This window comes from Veillonella sp. CHU594 (assembly GCF_003992265.1).
GTDB lineage: Bacteria > Bacillota > Negativicutes > Veillonellales > Veillonellaceae > F0422.
In genome coordinates, this window is sequence record NZ_RQVB01000002.1 from 180,627 (window position 1) to 196,954 (window position 16,328).

The window sequence follows — 16,328 nt, forward strand, 5'->3', positions numbered from 1 at the left end:
TGGATCTCCTTATGCTAATGTTTTTAAGAACTCTTCACGTTCATTCAAGGCTTGTTGTTTTTGTTTGTATTCTTCCAATTTTTCTTTTTCTTTCGCCACTACCGCTTCAGGGGCTTTCGCTAAGAATCCTTGGTTGTTCAATTTACCTTCTAAACGAGCGATTTCTTTCAATACTGTGGCTTGTTCTTTGGCGATACGTTCTTTTTCTTTGTCTGCGTCAATTAAATCTTTCAACAACAAGTACACTTCTAAGCCGTTCACCACAGTTACTGTAGCGTTTTCTGGTTTTGGCGCATCTGGTGAAAGTACTGTTACTTTTTCTGCCCAACCTAAGGTATGGAAGTAATCACCATGGGTTTCTAAGATACCTTTCAATTCTTCTGTAGCAGGCACTAAGATAACTTCAGAACGTTTGCCCATTGGTACATTCATTTCTGCACGCATGTTACGGATACCTTTAATGCCGTCCATCATCACATTCATATGTGCCGCTGCAGAGCCGAAACCTTCCATGGATAATGTACTTGGCCATGGAGCAACCATGATGCTCTCCCCTTCATGTGGCAAGTGTTGCCAAATATGTTCTGTTACGAATGGCATGAATGGGTGCAATAATTCCATCATATGACGAAGAATGGATACCAATAGGTATTGAGCTGTTTGACGGTCACGGCCACCTTCTTTGTTGTACAAACGAGGTTTCGCTAATTCAATGTACCAGTCGCAGTACGTATTCCAAATGAAATCGTATACAGCGCTCGCTGCTTCCCCTAATTCAAATTTATCAAGGTTATTCGTAATGTTTGTGACTGTTTTATTGTATTCTTCTAGAATCCATTTATCTGCCAATGTGTAGTCTTCTGCGCTTGGTACAAAACTTTCATCAAAGCCTTCTAAGTTCATCAACACAAATTTGGATGCATTCCAAATTTTATTAGCGAAATTACGGTTTGCTTCCACACGTTCCATGTAAAAACGCATATCGTTCCCCGGTGTATTGCCTGTTACCAAGGTAAAGCGCAACGCATCGGCACCGTATTCTTCGATCACTTCTAATGGATTGATACCATTGCCCAAGGATTTACTCATTTTGCGACCTTGGCTATCACGTACTAGGCCATGAATGAATACGTGTTTGAAAGGAATTTCTTCTTTAAATTCTAAGCCCATAAAAATCATACGAGCTACCCAGAAGAAGATAATGTCATACCCTGTTACCATGACGCTAGTTGGATACCAATGTTTCACTTCCTCTGTATTGTCAGGCCAACCCATTGTGGCAAATGGCCATAAAGCGGAGCTGAACCATGTATCTAGTACGTCTGGATCTTGTTCTACTTTGCCATGGCAATGTGGACATTCTGTCAATGTTTCTGTCGTTACAATCGTTTCCCCACAATCTTGACAGTACCACGCTGGGATACGATGTCCCCACCACAATTGACGAGAAATACACCAATCACGAATAGACTCTAACCAGTTGGTATATGTTTTAGTAAAACGTTCTGGTACAAATTCAATAGATTTATCACGTACCACTTCTAAGGCAGGTTTTGCCAATGGCTCCATAGATACGAACCACTGTTTCGACACCATAGGTTCTACTGTCGTGTTACAACGAGAACAATGACCTACACTATGCCCATGTTCTTCCACTTTTTCTAATAAACCTTGAGCCTCAAGTTCTGCTACTACTTGTTTACGCGCTAATTCACGAGGCATGTTCACAAAGTGACCTGCTCCTGCATTCATGGTGCCATCTGGGTTCATCACCACGATACTTTCTAAGTTATGGCGTTGTCCCATTTCAAAGTCATTAGGGTCATGAGCTGGAGTGATTTTTACGCAACCAGTACCGAAAGATTGATCTACGTATTCATCAGCAATGATTGGGATATGCCGATTCACGAATGGAAGCAATAATTCTTTGCCTACTAAATGGGCATAGCGCTCGTCGTTAGGGTTCACCGCTACGGCTACGTCACCAAACATCGTTTCAGGGCGTGTGGTAGCTACTGTTAAAAATACATCTTCTTCCCCGATCACAGGATATTTAATATGCCATAAATGACCATTTTCATCTTCGTGTTCTACTTCGATATCGGATAAAGCTGTCAAACAATTAGGGCACCAGTTAGTGATGCGTTCTCCACGATAGATTAAACCTTTTTCGTATAACTCTACGAATACTTTTAATACTGCTTCATGGTAACCTTCATCCAAGGTAAAACGCTCTCTCGTCCAGTCACAAGAAGCACCTAAACTACGGATTTGTTTTACGATGGTGCTACCGTACTCTTGTTTCCACTCCCATACACGTTTCAAGAACTCTTCACGACCTAAATCATGACGAGATTTCCCCTCTGTTTTCATGATATTTTCTTCTACTTTTACTTGCGTTGCAATCCCTGCATGGTCTGTACCAGGCATCCACAACACGTTGTAGCCTTGCATACGTTTCGTACGAATCAAAATATCTTGCAAGGTGTTATCAAGGGCATGACCCATGTGCAATTGACCTGTTACATTTGGTGGCGGTAACACAATGCTGAAAGGCTCTTTATTTGTGTCCACTTCCTCATGAAAGTACCCTTTCTCTTCCCAATATGTATACCATTGTTGTTCAATCTCTTTTGGATTGTAAGTTGTGAGATTTTTATATTCCTTCATATGTCCTCCTAGTTCAAATATATCTTTACATTCCTACCCTTCAATTAGCATATTTCTATGGTAAACTTGCAAAGTCGCAAAAATGATAGATATTCTTTCTATATACAAAAAGACCCCTTCGTCCATTAGGACGAAAGGGTCTATACTTCCGCGGTACCACCTAGATTATTGCCGTAGCAATCACTCATTATCGTTAACGCTGATCAGCGGGCATACTTACTTTAGTTCACCATGCCAACTCCGAGGCTACCCTCTTTCTATTACATACATTGTTCCACCAACCCAATGCTCTCTGTGATGCGTTCAAAAGATTTTTCCTCTTCTTAGTCATTATCTATATAATATTAGTATACGTGAAAGTATGTAATGACGTCAATATGACAAACTATAAACCCTCTATATTTTCTAGAGATAGTACAGGTTCCCCTTAATAACAATCCCAGGGTTCTTTTTAGACACCTTTAAAGCCTCTATAGTTGTACTCATATAGGTAACATGTCCTTTGCATACATGAAAAGTAATAAGTACACTCTTACTTTGCAAAAGACACATTCATTTCATCTAAAGACTTCGTCAAGCTCGGAACATACACTTTCAAAAATAAATTCACCTCTGGTAAATTCATATCCTGCAAACGTTTATAAATACTGTCATAGGCTGCATTAAATTCATCATTACCCGCAGCTTTTTCTGTGACGCATTTCATAAATGCTGACATCGTATCTGCTGCTTTAATTAAGACTGCATATTCATCAGAGCTACCTAATAAAGCCTCCTCATAGCACGGTTGAACCTCTTCTGGTAATGTATGCCACAAAGTTTCATTTGCCAACTGTTCTACTTCCCCATAGAGGGCACGCAACTTAGGATTAAAATATTTTACCGGTGTCGGCATATCTCCTGTAAAAACTTCACTCACATCGTGATACATAGCCAATACCGCTAATCGGTTCACATCTACAGCCCCATCAAAATAGGTATTCCGTAACACGCCTAATTGGTGCGCAATCATAGCTGTTTCCAAACTATGGCCTTGTAAGTTTTCTACTTCTGTATTGCGCATTAAGCTCCAGCGTTGAATATATTTCAGACGCTGCAATAGCGCAAAAAAATGACTCTCTTCCATGATAGACTCCTCCTCAATGATTATATAATCTATTATACTATCCTAGTTCTTTTTATGGTACTATAACTATATAAAATAACATGTTACTTACTAGGAGGATATATGCCCAATTACAATCAATACAAGGTTCCTACTACACTACGTAGTGGTGGCTACGTGGATATCCATAGTTCAGCCATTACCGTGACCTATGATATGCCCTATTATGCCATCAGCACGAGCCCTTTCAACGGTGGCCTGCACCATGTCATGGCAGTACGCAATCAGCAATTAACTTTTTTCGTCAATAATGAAAGTGAATTACCTGGTGGTTCTACCTCTGACTATTTAGCAAAAGAGTGCGTTCAATTAGACTTACCCATCCATTTTTGTACAGCCTTATTGACTAGTGCCTCTATGAATCGACATGCCTATGTATGTTACCAAGAAGGAACTATCATCGTAGAAGTCATTGCCACCGCCGGTGTTGAAAAAACAGCGCATCGAGCAGGCGATGGCTACACATACTACGAAAAAGATGGAGTTTTTCACGCTGGAGGCACCATCAATCTCTTAGTCTTTACTAATTGTGCACTTACTGATGGAGCACTTACAAAATCACTTCTCACAATTACCGAAGCCAAAACAGTGGCACTTCAATCTATAGGAATCACTAGCGTTCTATCTAATCAGCCTGCCACTGGTACATCCACAGATGGCGTCATCATGACCATCGATCCAAATGGAGCGCTCCTGACAGATACAGGAACCTTCTCCCAATTTGGTGACACCTTAGCTAAAGCCGTGCGAAGTGCTATAGAAAAAGCATTAGAAAACACAGCTACCTTGGATCTGTAAATTTTATGGACTTATTTGCTACCATTTCGTTAACCTAGACCTCTATAGAATGCATAGCAGAACAAGAGATGCCTTAATAGAGTGCAAATAAGTTCTCTAAATCTTCTCGACTTCGTTCTTGTTGTAAAGCCAACATCAAAAGAATTCTAGCTTTCACAGGTGACAAGGAATCGCTAACGATAAAGCCTTCTTTTACATCTGATGAATTACTGGACACAATACCATTTCCAATGCGAGATGATCGTACTTTGGGAATGGTAATTTTTTTGAGCGTATCTCGTACAGCCTGTGGCAATGTGCCATGCCCAAAACCACCCACAATTAACCCTTGTGATCGACTTGCTACCATAGTTAGTATTTCTGTATCCATACCTCCATAGAGATTCACAATTCCCACTTGTGGCAATTCCACTTCTTCACGCAAAATAAATTCGCTGTCACTTGTATGCTTACGACATGGAGTATAGTAAAAATAAGCCTTTCCATTTTGTATACACCCCATATGGCCTAATTGGGTATTTCCAAAGGTAGCCACATCGGTGGTATGTAATTTTGCTACTTCTCTAGCGCTATCAATATATCCATTCATCACTACAAGAACACCTTGGTGGATAGCACTTTCACTGCGCGCCACTTGCACTGCTTGCAGCAAATTCACCGGACCATCAGCACTGAGTGCTGTAGCAGGACGCATGGAACCAGTCATCACAACCGGTTTCTTCGTATGTACCGTCAATTGCAAGAAATACGCAGTTTCTTCCATCGTATCTGTGCCGTGGGTAATAACAATACCACCTATATCATCTCGCTCAGCCACTTCATTCACAAGTAGTGCTAACCGTACCCACCGATAAGGGCTCATTTCAGAACTATCTATGTTAGAGAATTGCACACTTTCAAAAGGACCATACTCATTCAAAGCAGGCACAGCCTGTATCAAATCATACACGCCTATGGATCCCGCTCTATATTCCGTTAATGCACTAGACCCATTTCCTGTACCTGCAATGGTACCTCCTGTGCCTATAATCATAATCTTTGTATCCTTCATGTGATAACCTCCTTTGAAATCACTATTCTTATTATAGCATTCCTTGGCACACCATTGACATAGACTTTCATCATAAAAGAATCATTTATTCTTATATTGACCCCTTACGGCTAATAGAGTATAGTTATTTTATTGAATATTTCATCCATCCTAAGAAAGGGTTTATTATGACACATACTAACTATACAACTAATGTATTACACTGGTTCCGTGAAATCAGTCAAATCCCTCGTGAATCTGGTAATGAGCAGGGTATTAGCGATTTTCTAATGCAATTTGCCAAAGATAGAGGTTTAGAAGCAGAACAAGACGAAGAATTAAATGTAATCATTCGTGCTAATGCAACTGCTGGCTATGAAAATCATCCATCTATCATTTTACAAGGTCATATCGATATGGTGGCAGAAAAATCTGACACATCCACTCACGATTTTTCCAAGGACCCCATCGAGCTGATTGAAGAAGGTGAATGGTTGCACGCCAACGAAACTACTCTAGGTGCCGATAATGGCATCGCTGTGGCGATGGCACTGGCCGTGCTAGATGATCCAACCATCCCGCATGGACCTTTAGAATGCCTATTTACCACTAATGAAGAAACAGGTATGAATGGTGCCATGGCTGTGAAAGGTGACCGCCTACACGGACAATATTTGCTCAATATCGATACAGAACAAGAACATGAATTCATTGTAGCCTGTGCTGGGGGCTGTCGTTTGGACCTTACCTTGCCAACGAACGCTGTACCAACACCAGCTGGATTAACTGCTTTGAAAGTCTCCGTAGATGGACTCCATGGTGGTCACTCCGGCATTGAAATTGGTGAACAACTTGGTAATGCTGTGACAATCCTAGCTCGCTTATTAGTGGAAGCACAACAAGAATCCCCTATTTCTTTAAGCCATTTTACAGGTGGTTCTAAGCATAATGCAATTCCTCGCTTTGCAGAGGCAACTATTCTTTGCCAACCTTCTGATGCAGACGCATTACAAGCTCATATCCAAGGCAACGCTGAGATCATTCGTCACGAATTATCTCCACAAGATCCAAATCTACAAGTGAAAGTCACTCCTTGTGACACACCTGCTACGATCTATAGCGATGCACAAGCACACACCTTCTTGCAATTCTTATACTTAGCACCTCATGGTGTATTTGGTATGAGTAAAAAGTTGGAGGGCTTAGTAGATACCAGCAACAATATCGCTATCGTCGAAGATAATGACACACAATTAGATATTCTCATCTCCGTACGTAGCTTGACTATGAGTCAACTAGCTTACCTACGTGACCGCATCATGACATTGGCAAAAGCACATGGCTTCACGGCTTCCGAGCAAGGTCGTTACCCAGCTTGGGAATACGAACGTGGTAGCCGTTTAGAAGAACAAGCGATTGCTCTATACAAAGAGGTAATCGGTGTAGAACCTCATGTAACAGCCGTGCATGCAGGCCTTGAATGTGGCTTATTAAAAGCACAATTACCGAATACACAAATGATTAGCTTTGGTCCTACTATCTTAGGCGCTCATACTCCAAAAGAACGGTTACACTTGCCAGCAGTAGATACAGTATCTAAATTCTTATTAACCTTATTAGAAAAATTACAATAACACCATACACAAGGGGGGATCGCTACGCGATTCCCCCTGTTGTATACACATCATTATGAATGTCCTGTCCTTTGTATATTCTCTAGCACAACAAAAGAGCTGTACTTACATGTCACATAGACATGCTAGTACAGCTCTTTTTAATAGGAAAAGCTACATCTACCATCTAGGCAGACATACATACATCCATCTACTTATTACACAGGAATCCAAGACGTCCCAAATCATCTAACACACCATCTACAACGGTACGACCAGCTATTTCTACCACTTTTCCAGATAATTCTGTTTCATTTACTTTTAACTTTTCATCTGCCAGTACATAGAGTTCTTCTAATGTTTTTGGTGTTTCTAACTCTTTCATCATCAGCACATGTCCAGAGTTAAATCCAGTGATACTGTCGTTGTATAAGTCGGAGATATTAATGAACTTATCACCGCCTCTATCCACAACAGTTTGTACATAATTAGCCATCTCTTTTGGCACTGTGGACATACCTTCTTGGAATGTAGTAATTTCTTTTTTCTCCGTCACAGGTACAATGAATCCACATAACAAGAAACGAATGAGCATACTGTATAATTCTATTTCATTGTATTCTGCACCATTCTGCAATCGTTCCAGTTCTGCTTTACAATCTGCGACATTAAAGAATTCTCCTTTTCGGCATTGATTTACAATGGCTTGCTCTATAGCATTGTCAGTATCCTTCAACTCTTTACCTTTATTAACCATACCAAAATACAAAGAATCTAAAGTTTCAATTAAAAACTCTTCATTATGACGTAGTAAATGCGCTTGCGACTCATGGCATAATAGGGAACGACGGAATTGTGTGTCATAATAAAAATCTAGAATTTGTTCCTTTGTATTCCAATCTCCACCTGACATAGTATTAATTAATTTCCTACGTTCTTGTTTCATCCAAGTAATCGCCGACAATTGTAGATCTGTATCTGCTACATATACCATGTTATAGTTTTTAGCTCTCTTAATGAAATCACTCACATATACCGGATCATTGATAGGTTCTAAATATTCATGAGCAATATAATAGGTTTTGTGATCCAATGCCGAATCAAAGCTATTTGTTTTCCACTCCAAGGTAGGAACAAGATCTTTAGACTCTTTAATAAGCTCATTCATATGATGTACAAAGGAAATTCCTTTTTCTGTACGTTCTAATAAATCCATACCTTGATCATTTTGTGTGGCAAATATCATCATTTCACGAACTTGATTCAATCGATGCCAACCTGGGTATACGTTATAAGAAATGTAGGCTACCCCACGTTCGGACAAGTTTACATTACAGATTTCTAAAATTTTATCTTTTACCACATCTGGCACCCAAGACCAAATCCCATGAACGATAATATAATCAAAGGTTCCAAAGTCTTTGTCAATTTTTAGAATATCTTGTTCTACTAATTTTACATTTTTTAACTCCATAGCGTTGATGATTTCGTTACCAATTTCAATTTGAGATTCGCTAAGATCAACCCCTACAAAAGTAGCCCCTTGGTGATACACAGCCTGTCCAATGATATTCCCACCCATAGAACAACCTAGTTCTAACACGCGAGCCTCTTTAGCTGGAACTGGATTTAACCCCCACAATTTTGCCTTTGCTTCTAAACTATTAATGGAGGTAACCCCAAAAGATTTAGATGGATACACTAATTCATTATAGGAATTTTTTAAGTGTTCGATTACCTCTGTTTCTTCTTTTGTAATCGATGTATTTTGGTTTAACTTCATTTATAATTCCTCTCTTATATTTTCTGCATAGAACAATCTAATCTATAAGGTCATAACATTTCTTATATTCAATGAAATCAATTTAATTATAGCAAAGTATCCTAATTTTTGCGAATATTCTATGGACTTAGTTTATGATACCTCGTATTCATTACCCATACTATGATGACTACTAATACAGGTACCAAGTATCCTATACATAATACTACTTAGCTATTAAAACTATATCCATAGAAGCAAAAAAATACCTAACCCAAAACTTAGGTTAGGTATTCTATAGTGGTATCCAATATGTTCTATATCATAGGAATCCATCACTAGGTATTATTCTGCAATTTGTACTGGCACAACAGTAGTCGCTTGCAATGTATTGCCCACTCGTTTCGGTACCACAGTGTTATCTTGTGCACGGTACACCGGTTGGTTCACTTGTACAGGTACTACAGTCGTTGTTTGTTTGAACTCTGTATTGCCTGTACGTTTCGGTACTACTGTATCACTTTGTGCCGCTTGTGCAGATACTTTCATAGTCGATGTTGATTCTGTATGTTGTACGCGGTCTTGGGACCAAACGGCACCCATCACGCTAGATGTACTGATAATTGCCACTACTATTGCCATAATAAATCGTTTCATTGTATTCTCCTTGTATAACTTATATATCTTATTCCATCACTTAATCTATATCTATATCCTTCGATATACTTATATAGTAACATACGCCTAATGATACTACAAGGGAATTTACAAACCATAATCATTCTTTATTATAATAGATGTGTTGCAATTATGATATAGTTCCATATTATAATTCATCACTATGTAAAGTTATATGCTTGCATATAAAGTGAGACTATCGTATTTAAAATAAAAACTATTAATGCCCTTCTTTAACTTGGAAGATCTCCCCAGTAACAGCGTCGATTTTAATTTCTACTTCCCGTGTTAAGGTTTCCCCATCAATTTCATAATGAGCACGACCATGATCTGTATCGAACTTAACTTTTTCAATTCGATAGTCAGGGTATGCTGTTTTGAAGATTTCCATCGCTTTTTCTTGCGTAATTTGTACTTGTTGCTGCGTTGCTTGTGGCACTACAGCTCCAGTTTGTTGTACAGCATTATTTGTCGTTCCTGCTGGTGTCCCATTCACCACTGGCGCTACTTGGGCTGATCCTTTTACAGCTGGAATGGCACGTGTATACTGTTCACGATCGTGATACCAAAACCACCCCATTGCACAACCTGTCACGATTACGCCTACTAAAAAAGAAATAATGCTTCGTTTCATACTATGTCTCCTTACTCAAATTTCACATTCTTAATACTCACATAGAAATTGGCGACCGCCTATACTAGATTTGCATAGTACATTAGTATAATATGTCTGCATAATACATCTACATAGTATATCTACATATTTCTATATGGTTTATAGTAATATAGTATCATACCTCTATTTCTGTGGGCAAGGGGGGGTAAATCCAAACTTCATCAAACTTTTAAATTACTCCTCTTATACTATCCATCATTACAACATCTAGAAATCGCAAAACATTATGTCTCTATATTAGCATTCTATGATATCAGAGTTCTGATTGAACCCTCACAGTACATCATAGATTTTATAATGTCCTAACACTTGCAAGTAATTAGATAGTTCTCGCACTTCTGTTAAAGCTTGTTGTACTACTTCTTCACGGCCTTCCCCTTCTATATCAATGTAGAAAAAGTACTCCCACGGCGTGTGCATACATGGTCGTGACTTGATATTCACCATGTTCAGCTGATGATTTTCAAAGACTCGTAATACTTTCACCAGTGCCCCTGGCGTATTCGATGTTTGTACAATGATACTTAACTTATGGGCATCATGAATCACTACATCCTTGTGGGTAATAATGAAGAATCGTGTAAAGTTTTCCTTGAAGTTCGCAATGTCTGATGCCAATAATGTGAGTCCATATAGTTCTTTAGCAGATGCATTAGCAATGCATGCTTTCGTGATATCCTGTGTTTCGTTTACGTATTTTGCGCTCATGGCTGTATTGTTCATAGGTGCTAATTGCCATGAACTATGAGTTGCCAAAAATTGCGAACATTGCATGAGTGCTTGCTCGTGGGAGTACACTTCTTGAATCGTGTCAAGGCTGGCTCCCGGTATCCCCAGCAAACTATGGCTAATACGATGTCGCACTTCTCCTACGATGTGGATATTCTTATCTTTGATTAAATCCGTACTATCTCGCACTTCTCCGACAATGGAGTTTTCAATAGGCAATATAGCATAATCGATGCGCCCTTCGTGAACAGCCTGTACGAGCTCACGATGACTTTGACAGCGCTCAATCCGTTGTCCTTCCACGGATCCGCCCTTTTCTATATATTTTGAAAGTACATTCTGTAACACTTCATAGGCATAGGCCCCAGGTACGCCTGTATAGCCTAGCACAGAGTGTGCCAACTGTAGATCCGTAACTCGTTCATCTGGCATAGTAACTCCTCCTATATTCCGTTCCTAACATTGACATATGTACTCTATTATACACAAAAGTACATGAACCCTTAACCAGTATATATATTTCTTGTGAGATAGGTCTGTACAGACCTTCCTCTTTTCCCTAAAATTATACATAGCTACTTTTCTCTAATCCCCTCATAGCGCCCCTAGGCGATGTTAGTGGTATCTAGACAACAACATATGAAAAAAGAGCGGCATACTCCGAAGCAAACCTAATGATAGTATCAGTTTGTGGAGGAGTGTACCGCGATTTTTTATACCTTATATACTCTTACATCTTATCCTAAGTGCGCTATGACAGCATCAGTCATACCTTGAGTATTTACTTTTGTAAATCCTTCACGGTACATATCCCCTGTACGATAGCCCGCATCAAGAACGGCTGTCACTGCTTGTTCGATGGAATCTGCTACTTCTGGCAAGTCCAAGGAGTAACGACACATCATAGCAGCAGACAAAATCGTACCTAATGGATTGGCAATGCCTTGTCCTGCAATATCCGGTGCCGATCCATGGATTGGTTCATACAAGGAAGTACCTGTACCAATGGAAGCAGATGGCAATAAACCAAGAGATCCAGAGATAACAGCCCCTTCATCGCTCAAGATATCTCCAAATAAGTTCGTTGTCACTAACACATCAAATTGACCTGGGTTTGTTACCAATTGCATAGCTGTGTTATCTACATAGTAGTAATCCATGTTGATATCTGGATTCGCTTCTGCTTTTTCTTTCGCAATTTTTCTCCATAAACGAGAAGACGCCAATACATTAGCTTTATCTACGCTCACCACTTTGCCAGATCGTTTACGAGCTGTTTCCACAGCTACATCCATGATGCGTTCTACTTCATAACGAGCATAGGTCTCTTTGTCCCAAGCAAACTCTGTTGGGCCTTCTCCTTGTGCTTCTTCCCGTTCCCCAAAGTAGATGCCGCCTGTTAATTCACGAACGATGACAAAGTCAACGCTTTCTACCAATTCTGGTTTCAACGGAGAAAATTCACGCAATGCTGGATAGATTTTCACTGGGCGCAAGTTACAGAACAAGCCCAATGCTTTGCGTAAACCAAGGATGGCTTTTTCTGGACGGATGGACGGATCTACGTCATCCCATTTAGGGCCGCCTACAGCGCCTAATAATACAGCATCTGCTGCTTGGCATGCATCGATGGTATCTTGTGGCAATGGTTCACCGAAGGCATCGATGGCCGCACCACCTGCTTTTTTCTCAATCCAGTTTGCTGTTACACCAGCTTTGGCAAAGGCTGCATCCACCACAGCGCGTGCCGAATTTGTTATCTCTTCCCCAATGCCGTCACCAGCAATTAGGACAATTTGTTTTTCACTCATCATATTACTCCTGTCTTGTTTTTGCAAAATTCACCAGTCCACCTGCTTTGGCAATATTTTGCACAAATTGTGGTAGTGCCGTTCCTTGATAGCTTTCACCAGTTGTCACATTATGGACAACACCTGTGGCCATTTCCACAGCGATTTCGTGACCTTCTTGAATGCGGTCTACTGCATCACCAATTTCGATTACTGGTAAACCGATGTTGATAGCATTGCGGAAAAAGATACGAGCAAAGCTATCTGCTACGATGCAAGAAATACCTTTTTCTTTAATCACTGCTGGCGCATGTTCACGAGAGGAACCACAACCAAAGTTTTTACCAGCCACCATAATTTCACCAGCTTTCACATTCGGTGCAAAAGTCGTATCAATGTCTTCCATAGCATGTTCTGCTAATTCCGCCATATCCGCGATTGCCAAATAGCGTGCTGGGATGATTACATCTGTATCTACATTGTCGCCGTAGCGCCAAATTGTTCCTTGAAAGTCTGCCATATTATACCTCCTCAGGGCTTGCTAAATACCCTGCTACTGCACTTGCTGCCGCCACATAAGGACTTGCCAAATATACTTCACTGTCTACGTGTCCCATACGACCACGGAAGTTACGGTTTGTGGTAGACACGGTACGTTCTCCCTCTGCCATGATACCCATATAACCACCTAAGCAAGGACCACACGTTGGCGTACTTACAGCACAGCCTGCTTCGATGAAGATATCCATTAATCCTGCTTTTACAGCTTGGTTATATACATCTTGGGACCCTGGGATGACAATGCAACGCACGAAATCCGCTACCTTGCGACCTTTAAAAATTTCTGCGCACATTTCTAAATCTTCAAAGCGTCCATTCGTACAAGAACCGATGATGACTTGGTCGATTTGAATGCGGTCTTCTTTCACAATGTCTTTCATGTAATGTGTATTGGAAGGAAGATGTGGGTACGCTACCACTGGTGTTAATTCGTCCAATTGGATGGTTACTACTTGGCAATATTCTGCATCTTCGTCTGCTGCAATCGGTTCGATAGGGCGTGTGATGCGACCTTGGATATACTCCTCTGTCACTGCATCGTATGGGAATACACCACATTTACCGCCTGCTTCGATGGCCATGTTACAGATGGTCAAACGGTCTGCCATCGTCATGTACTGCACACCAGAACCATGGAACTCAAGAGCTTTATAACGAGCTCCATCCACACCGATTTTACCGATTAAATCCAACACAATATCTTTACCGGAAATCCATTTGGCAGGTTTCCCTTCTAACACGACTTTGATCGTTTCTGGCACTTTGAACCAAGTTTTACCTTCTGCCATAGCAACCCCAGCATCTGTAGAACCAACGCCGGTAGCAAACGCATTTAATGCACCGTACGTACAAGTGTGAGAGTCGGCGCCGATGATCATTTCCCCTGGTCCAATCAAACCTTGTTCTGGTAATAATACGTGCTCGATACCCATACGCCCTACTTCAAAATAGTGCGTAATCTTATGTTGTCGCACGAAATCGCGCATTACTTTGGCTTGTGTAGCAGATTTAATATCTTTATTCGGTGTGAAATGGTCTGGTACTAAATAGATGCGGTTTGCATCGAATACAGGTTTACCGATTTTTTCAAACTCTTTTTTCGCTGGCGGAAATGTAATATCGTTCATTAAGATGAAATCTAATTGACACTCGATCATTTGACCTGCTTTTACTTCTGCTAGCCCTGCGTGACGAGCCATATTTTTTTCTGTTATGGTCATACCCATGACATTAACCCTCCTGGTTTCCAAACTCTTGTTCTAATTCTTTTGCTAAATAAATGGCATTCACTGCGTTGATATAGGCGTTTACACTAGATTTTACGATATCTGTGCTCACCCCACGGCCTTGGAATCTGCGGCCATTGTAGTTAACTTTCACAACCGCCTCACCAAGGGCATCCTTACCCACTGTTACGGAACGGATTTGGAAATCTTCCAATACAAACGGTGTGTTCACTAACCGTTCGATAGCTCTGAAAGAAGCATCTACTGGACCATCACCAACAGCGGCATCCATGCGTTCCCCACTCGGTGTTAATACACGAATGCTAGCAAGAACGTATCCATTTTGATCGGAACGGTAATCGTGTTGTACCACGTGAAATGCTTGTTCGTGATGCATAGTATCCATCACCAAAGCGTAGATATCTTCATCGTAAACTTGTTTTTTCTTATCTGCTAAGGCTTTAAACTGCACAAATAGCTCATTCACTCGTTCTTCTTCTAACTGAAAGCCTAAATTCACTAGATGATCTTCAAAGGCATGACGACCAGAATGTTTGCCTAATACGATAGACGTTTTTTCCGCTCCTACACTAGCTGGTGTCATGATTTCATAGGTAGTTGGATTATTCAACATACCATGTTGATGAATACCAGACTCATGAGCGAAGGCATTCGCTCCGACGATAGCTTTATTAGGAGATACGGCAACTCCGCAAAGTTTGCTCACCAATTTGCTAGTACGAGTAAATAGTGGTGTGTTGATGTGTACATCAAATGGATAGTGGTCATGACGTGTTTTAATGGCCATTACTACTTCTTCGATAGCCACATTACCAGCTCGTTCTCCTAAGCCATTCATAGTACATTCTACTTGACGAGCCCCAGCTTCAATAGCTGCCAACGTATTGGCATTCGCAAGACCTAAGTCATTGTGACAATGTACACTGATGATTGCTTTTTCGATACCTTTCGTATGCTCTTTAATGTAGCGAATACGATTGCCAAACTCTTCTGGAGTCATATACCCTACTGTATCTGGCACATTCAAGATAGAAGCTCCACCTTCGATAGCCACTTCAAAGACACGGCATAAATAATCTAAATCTGTACGAGATGCATCTTCTGCGGAAAACTCGATTTCATCAAATTTACCTTTCGCAAACCCAAGGATATGTTTCACTATCGCTAGTACTTCTTCACGAGTTTTCTTTAATTTGTATTCTAGGTGAATATCGCTAGTAGCAATAAACACATGAAGACGACTCCGCTCTGCACTAGCTAGCGCCTCTGCTGCTTTTGTCACGTCATTTTCGTTGGATCGAGCAAGGGCTGCGATCGTACATCCACGTACCTCTCTCGCAATCGTAGATACTGCTTCAAAGTCACCTTCCGATGCTGCTGGGAACCCCGCTTCGATGACATCTAATCCAAGGCGTACAAGAGATTGTGCAATTTCTACTTTTTCTGGTGTTTGAAGGGACACACCTGGTGTTTGCTCCCCATCGCGTAGTGTAGTATCAAAAAAATAAATTCTGTTGTCCATGATGATTCCTCTTTCTAAAAATAAAAAATCGCCCCCAGAGATGACTATGCATCCCTAGGGGCGTTATATGTAGCGTATTGGTTTCAT

General features: G+C 40.6%; 13 protein-coding genes and 1 other annotated feature. Of the genes, 2 read left to right on the forward strand and 11 right to left on the reverse strand.

All coding sequences use genetic code 11. The features are described from left to right. Window positions 1–9 precede the first annotated feature (9 nt). The gene (locus tag EO111_RS01290) at window positions 10–2,670 is read right to left on the reverse strand and encodes a valine--tRNA ligase (protein WP_009352961.1); all 2,661 of its coding nucleotides are present in this window, start codon (window positions 2,668–2,670) and stop codon (window positions 10–12) included. 123 nt (window positions 2,671–2,793) lie between these two features. Then, window positions 2,794–3,004, reverse strand: a binding site (T-box leader). Between the two features lie 198 nt (window positions 3,005–3,202). Then, a complete protein-coding gene (gene yfbR / locus EO111_RS01295; RefSeq protein WP_127010249.1) occupies window positions 3,203–3,796 on the reverse strand; it encodes a 5'-deoxynucleotidase in 594 nt (197 codons plus the stop codon). A gap of 102 nt (window positions 3,797–3,898) precedes the next feature. Between yfbR and EO111_RS01300 the strand changes: the two genes are divergently transcribed. After that, complete coding sequence (locus EO111_RS01300; protein ID WP_127010250.1) at window positions 3,899–4,633, forward strand: adenosylcobinamide amidohydrolase; 735 nt, start codon at window positions 3,899–3,901, stop codon at window positions 4,631–4,633. Between the two features lie 73 nt (window positions 4,634–4,706). Here the strand turns inward: EO111_RS01300 and EO111_RS01305 are convergent, their stop codons facing one another. Next, a complete protein-coding gene (locus tag EO111_RS01305) occupies window positions 4,707–5,684 on the reverse strand; it encodes an asparaginase (protein WP_126940953.1) in 978 nt (325 codons plus the stop codon). A 167-nt stretch (window positions 5,685–5,851) separates the two neighbouring features. On the opposite strand from EO111_RS01305, the gene EO111_RS01310 reads away from it, so the two are divergent. Further along, entirely contained in the window at window positions 5,852–7,297 is a 1,446-nt protein-coding gene (locus EO111_RS01310; RefSeq protein ID WP_127010251.1) for an aminoacyl-histidine dipeptidase, read from the forward strand. A gap of 190 nt (window positions 7,298–7,487) precedes the next feature. Here the strand turns inward: EO111_RS01310 and EO111_RS01315 are convergent, their stop codons facing one another. The 8 genes from EO111_RS01315 to EO111_RS01350 form a co-directional block, all read right to left on the reverse strand. After that, window positions 7,488–9,059 carry a methyltransferase regulatory domain-containing protein gene (locus tag EO111_RS01315; protein ID WP_127010252.1) on the reverse strand — a complete coding sequence of 524 codons (1,572 nt, stop codon included), beginning with the start codon at window positions 9,057–9,059 and terminating at the stop codon, window positions 7,488–7,490. 324 nt (window positions 9,060–9,383) lie between these two features. Then, entirely contained in the window at window positions 9,384–9,695 is a 312-nt protein-coding gene (locus EO111_RS01320; RefSeq protein WP_126940950.1) for a hypothetical protein, read from the reverse strand. 241 nt (window positions 9,696–9,936) lie between these two features. Further along, window positions 9,937–10,350 (reverse strand): PepSY domain-containing protein, encoded by a 414-nt coding sequence (locus EO111_RS01325; RefSeq protein WP_126940949.1) that lies wholly within the window; start codon window positions 10,348–10,350, stop codon window positions 9,937–9,939. A 315-nt stretch (window positions 10,351–10,665) separates the two neighbouring features. Next, window positions 10,666–11,553, reverse strand: a complete 888-nt coding sequence (gene pheA, locus EO111_RS01330) for a prephenate dehydratase (RefSeq protein WP_127010253.1) — start codon at window positions 11,551–11,553, stop codon at window positions 10,666–10,668. Between the two features lie 305 nt (window positions 11,554–11,858). After that, window positions 11,859–12,932 (reverse strand): 3-isopropylmalate dehydrogenase, encoded by a 1,074-nt coding sequence (leuB, locus tag EO111_RS01335; protein WP_009352939.1) that lies wholly within the window; start codon window positions 12,930–12,932, stop codon window positions 11,859–11,861. Window positions 12,933–12,936: 4 nt separating this feature from the next. Then, on the reverse strand, window positions 12,937–13,431 hold the full coding sequence (locus EO111_RS01340; protein WP_009352818.1) for a 3-isopropylmalate dehydratase small subunit: 495 nt from the start codon (window positions 13,429–13,431) through the stop codon (window positions 12,937–12,939). A gap of 1 nt (window position 13,432) precedes the next feature. Next, a complete protein-coding gene (gene leuC, locus EO111_RS01345) occupies window positions 13,433–14,698 on the reverse strand; it encodes a 3-isopropylmalate dehydratase large subunit (protein ID WP_127010254.1) in 1,266 nt (421 codons plus the stop codon). Between the two features lie 4 nt (window positions 14,699–14,702). Beyond that, window positions 14,703–16,241: a 2-isopropylmalate synthase gene (locus tag EO111_RS01350; RefSeq protein ID WP_127010256.1), complete on the reverse strand. Its 1,539-nt coding sequence runs from the start codon at window positions 16,239–16,241 to the stop codon at window positions 14,703–14,705. Window positions 16,242–16,328 lie beyond the last annotated feature (87 nt).

What these genes read in the sequence shown, in the direction of transcription:
- EO111_RS01290 (WP_009352961.1), bottom strand. Translation starts at nt 2,670, where the DNA reads ATGAAGGAATATAAAAATCTCACAACTTACAATCCAAAAGAGATTGAA.
- yfbR (WP_127010249.1), bottom strand. Translation starts at nt 3,796, where the DNA reads ATGGAAGAGAGTCATTTTTTTGCGCTATTGCAGCGTCTGAAATATATT.
- EO111_RS01300 (WP_127010250.1), top strand. Translation starts at nt 3,899, where the DNA reads ATGCCCAATTACAATCAATACAAGGTTCCTACTACACTACGTAGTGGT.
- EO111_RS01305 (WP_126940953.1), bottom strand. Translation starts at nt 5,684, where the DNA reads ATGAAGGATACAAAGATTATGATTATAGGCACAGGAGGTACCATTGCA.
- EO111_RS01310 (WP_127010251.1), top strand. Translation starts at nt 5,852, where the DNA reads ATGACACATACTAACTATACAACTAATGTATTACACTGGTTCCGTGAA.
- EO111_RS01315 (WP_127010252.1), bottom strand. Translation starts at nt 9,059, where the DNA reads ATGAAGTTAAACCAAAATACATCGATTACAAAAGAAGAAACAGAGGTA.
- EO111_RS01320 (WP_126940950.1), bottom strand. Translation starts at nt 9,695, where the DNA reads ATGAAACGATTTATTATGGCAATAGTAGTGGCAATTATCAGTACATCT.
- EO111_RS01325 (WP_126940949.1), bottom strand. Translation starts at nt 10,350, where the DNA reads ATGAAACGAAGCATTATTTCTTTTTTAGTAGGCGTAATCGTGACAGGT.
- pheA (WP_127010253.1), bottom strand. Translation starts at nt 11,553, where the DNA reads ATGCCAGATGAACGAGTTACGGATCTACAGTTGGCACACTCTGTGCTA.
- leuB (WP_009352939.1), bottom strand. Translation starts at nt 12,932, where the DNA reads ATGAGTGAAAAACAAATTGTCCTAATTGCTGGTGACGGCATTGGGGAA.
- EO111_RS01340 (WP_009352818.1), bottom strand. Translation starts at nt 13,431, where the DNA reads ATGGCAGACTTTCAAGGAACAATTTGGCGCTACGGCGACAATGTAGAT.
- leuC (WP_127010254.1), bottom strand. Translation starts at nt 14,698, where the DNA reads ATGGGTATGACCATAACAGAAAAAAATATGGCTCGTCACGCAGGGCTA.
- EO111_RS01350 (WP_127010256.1), bottom strand. Translation starts at nt 16,241, where the DNA reads ATGGACAACAGAATTTATTTTTTTGATACTACACTACGCGATGGGGAG.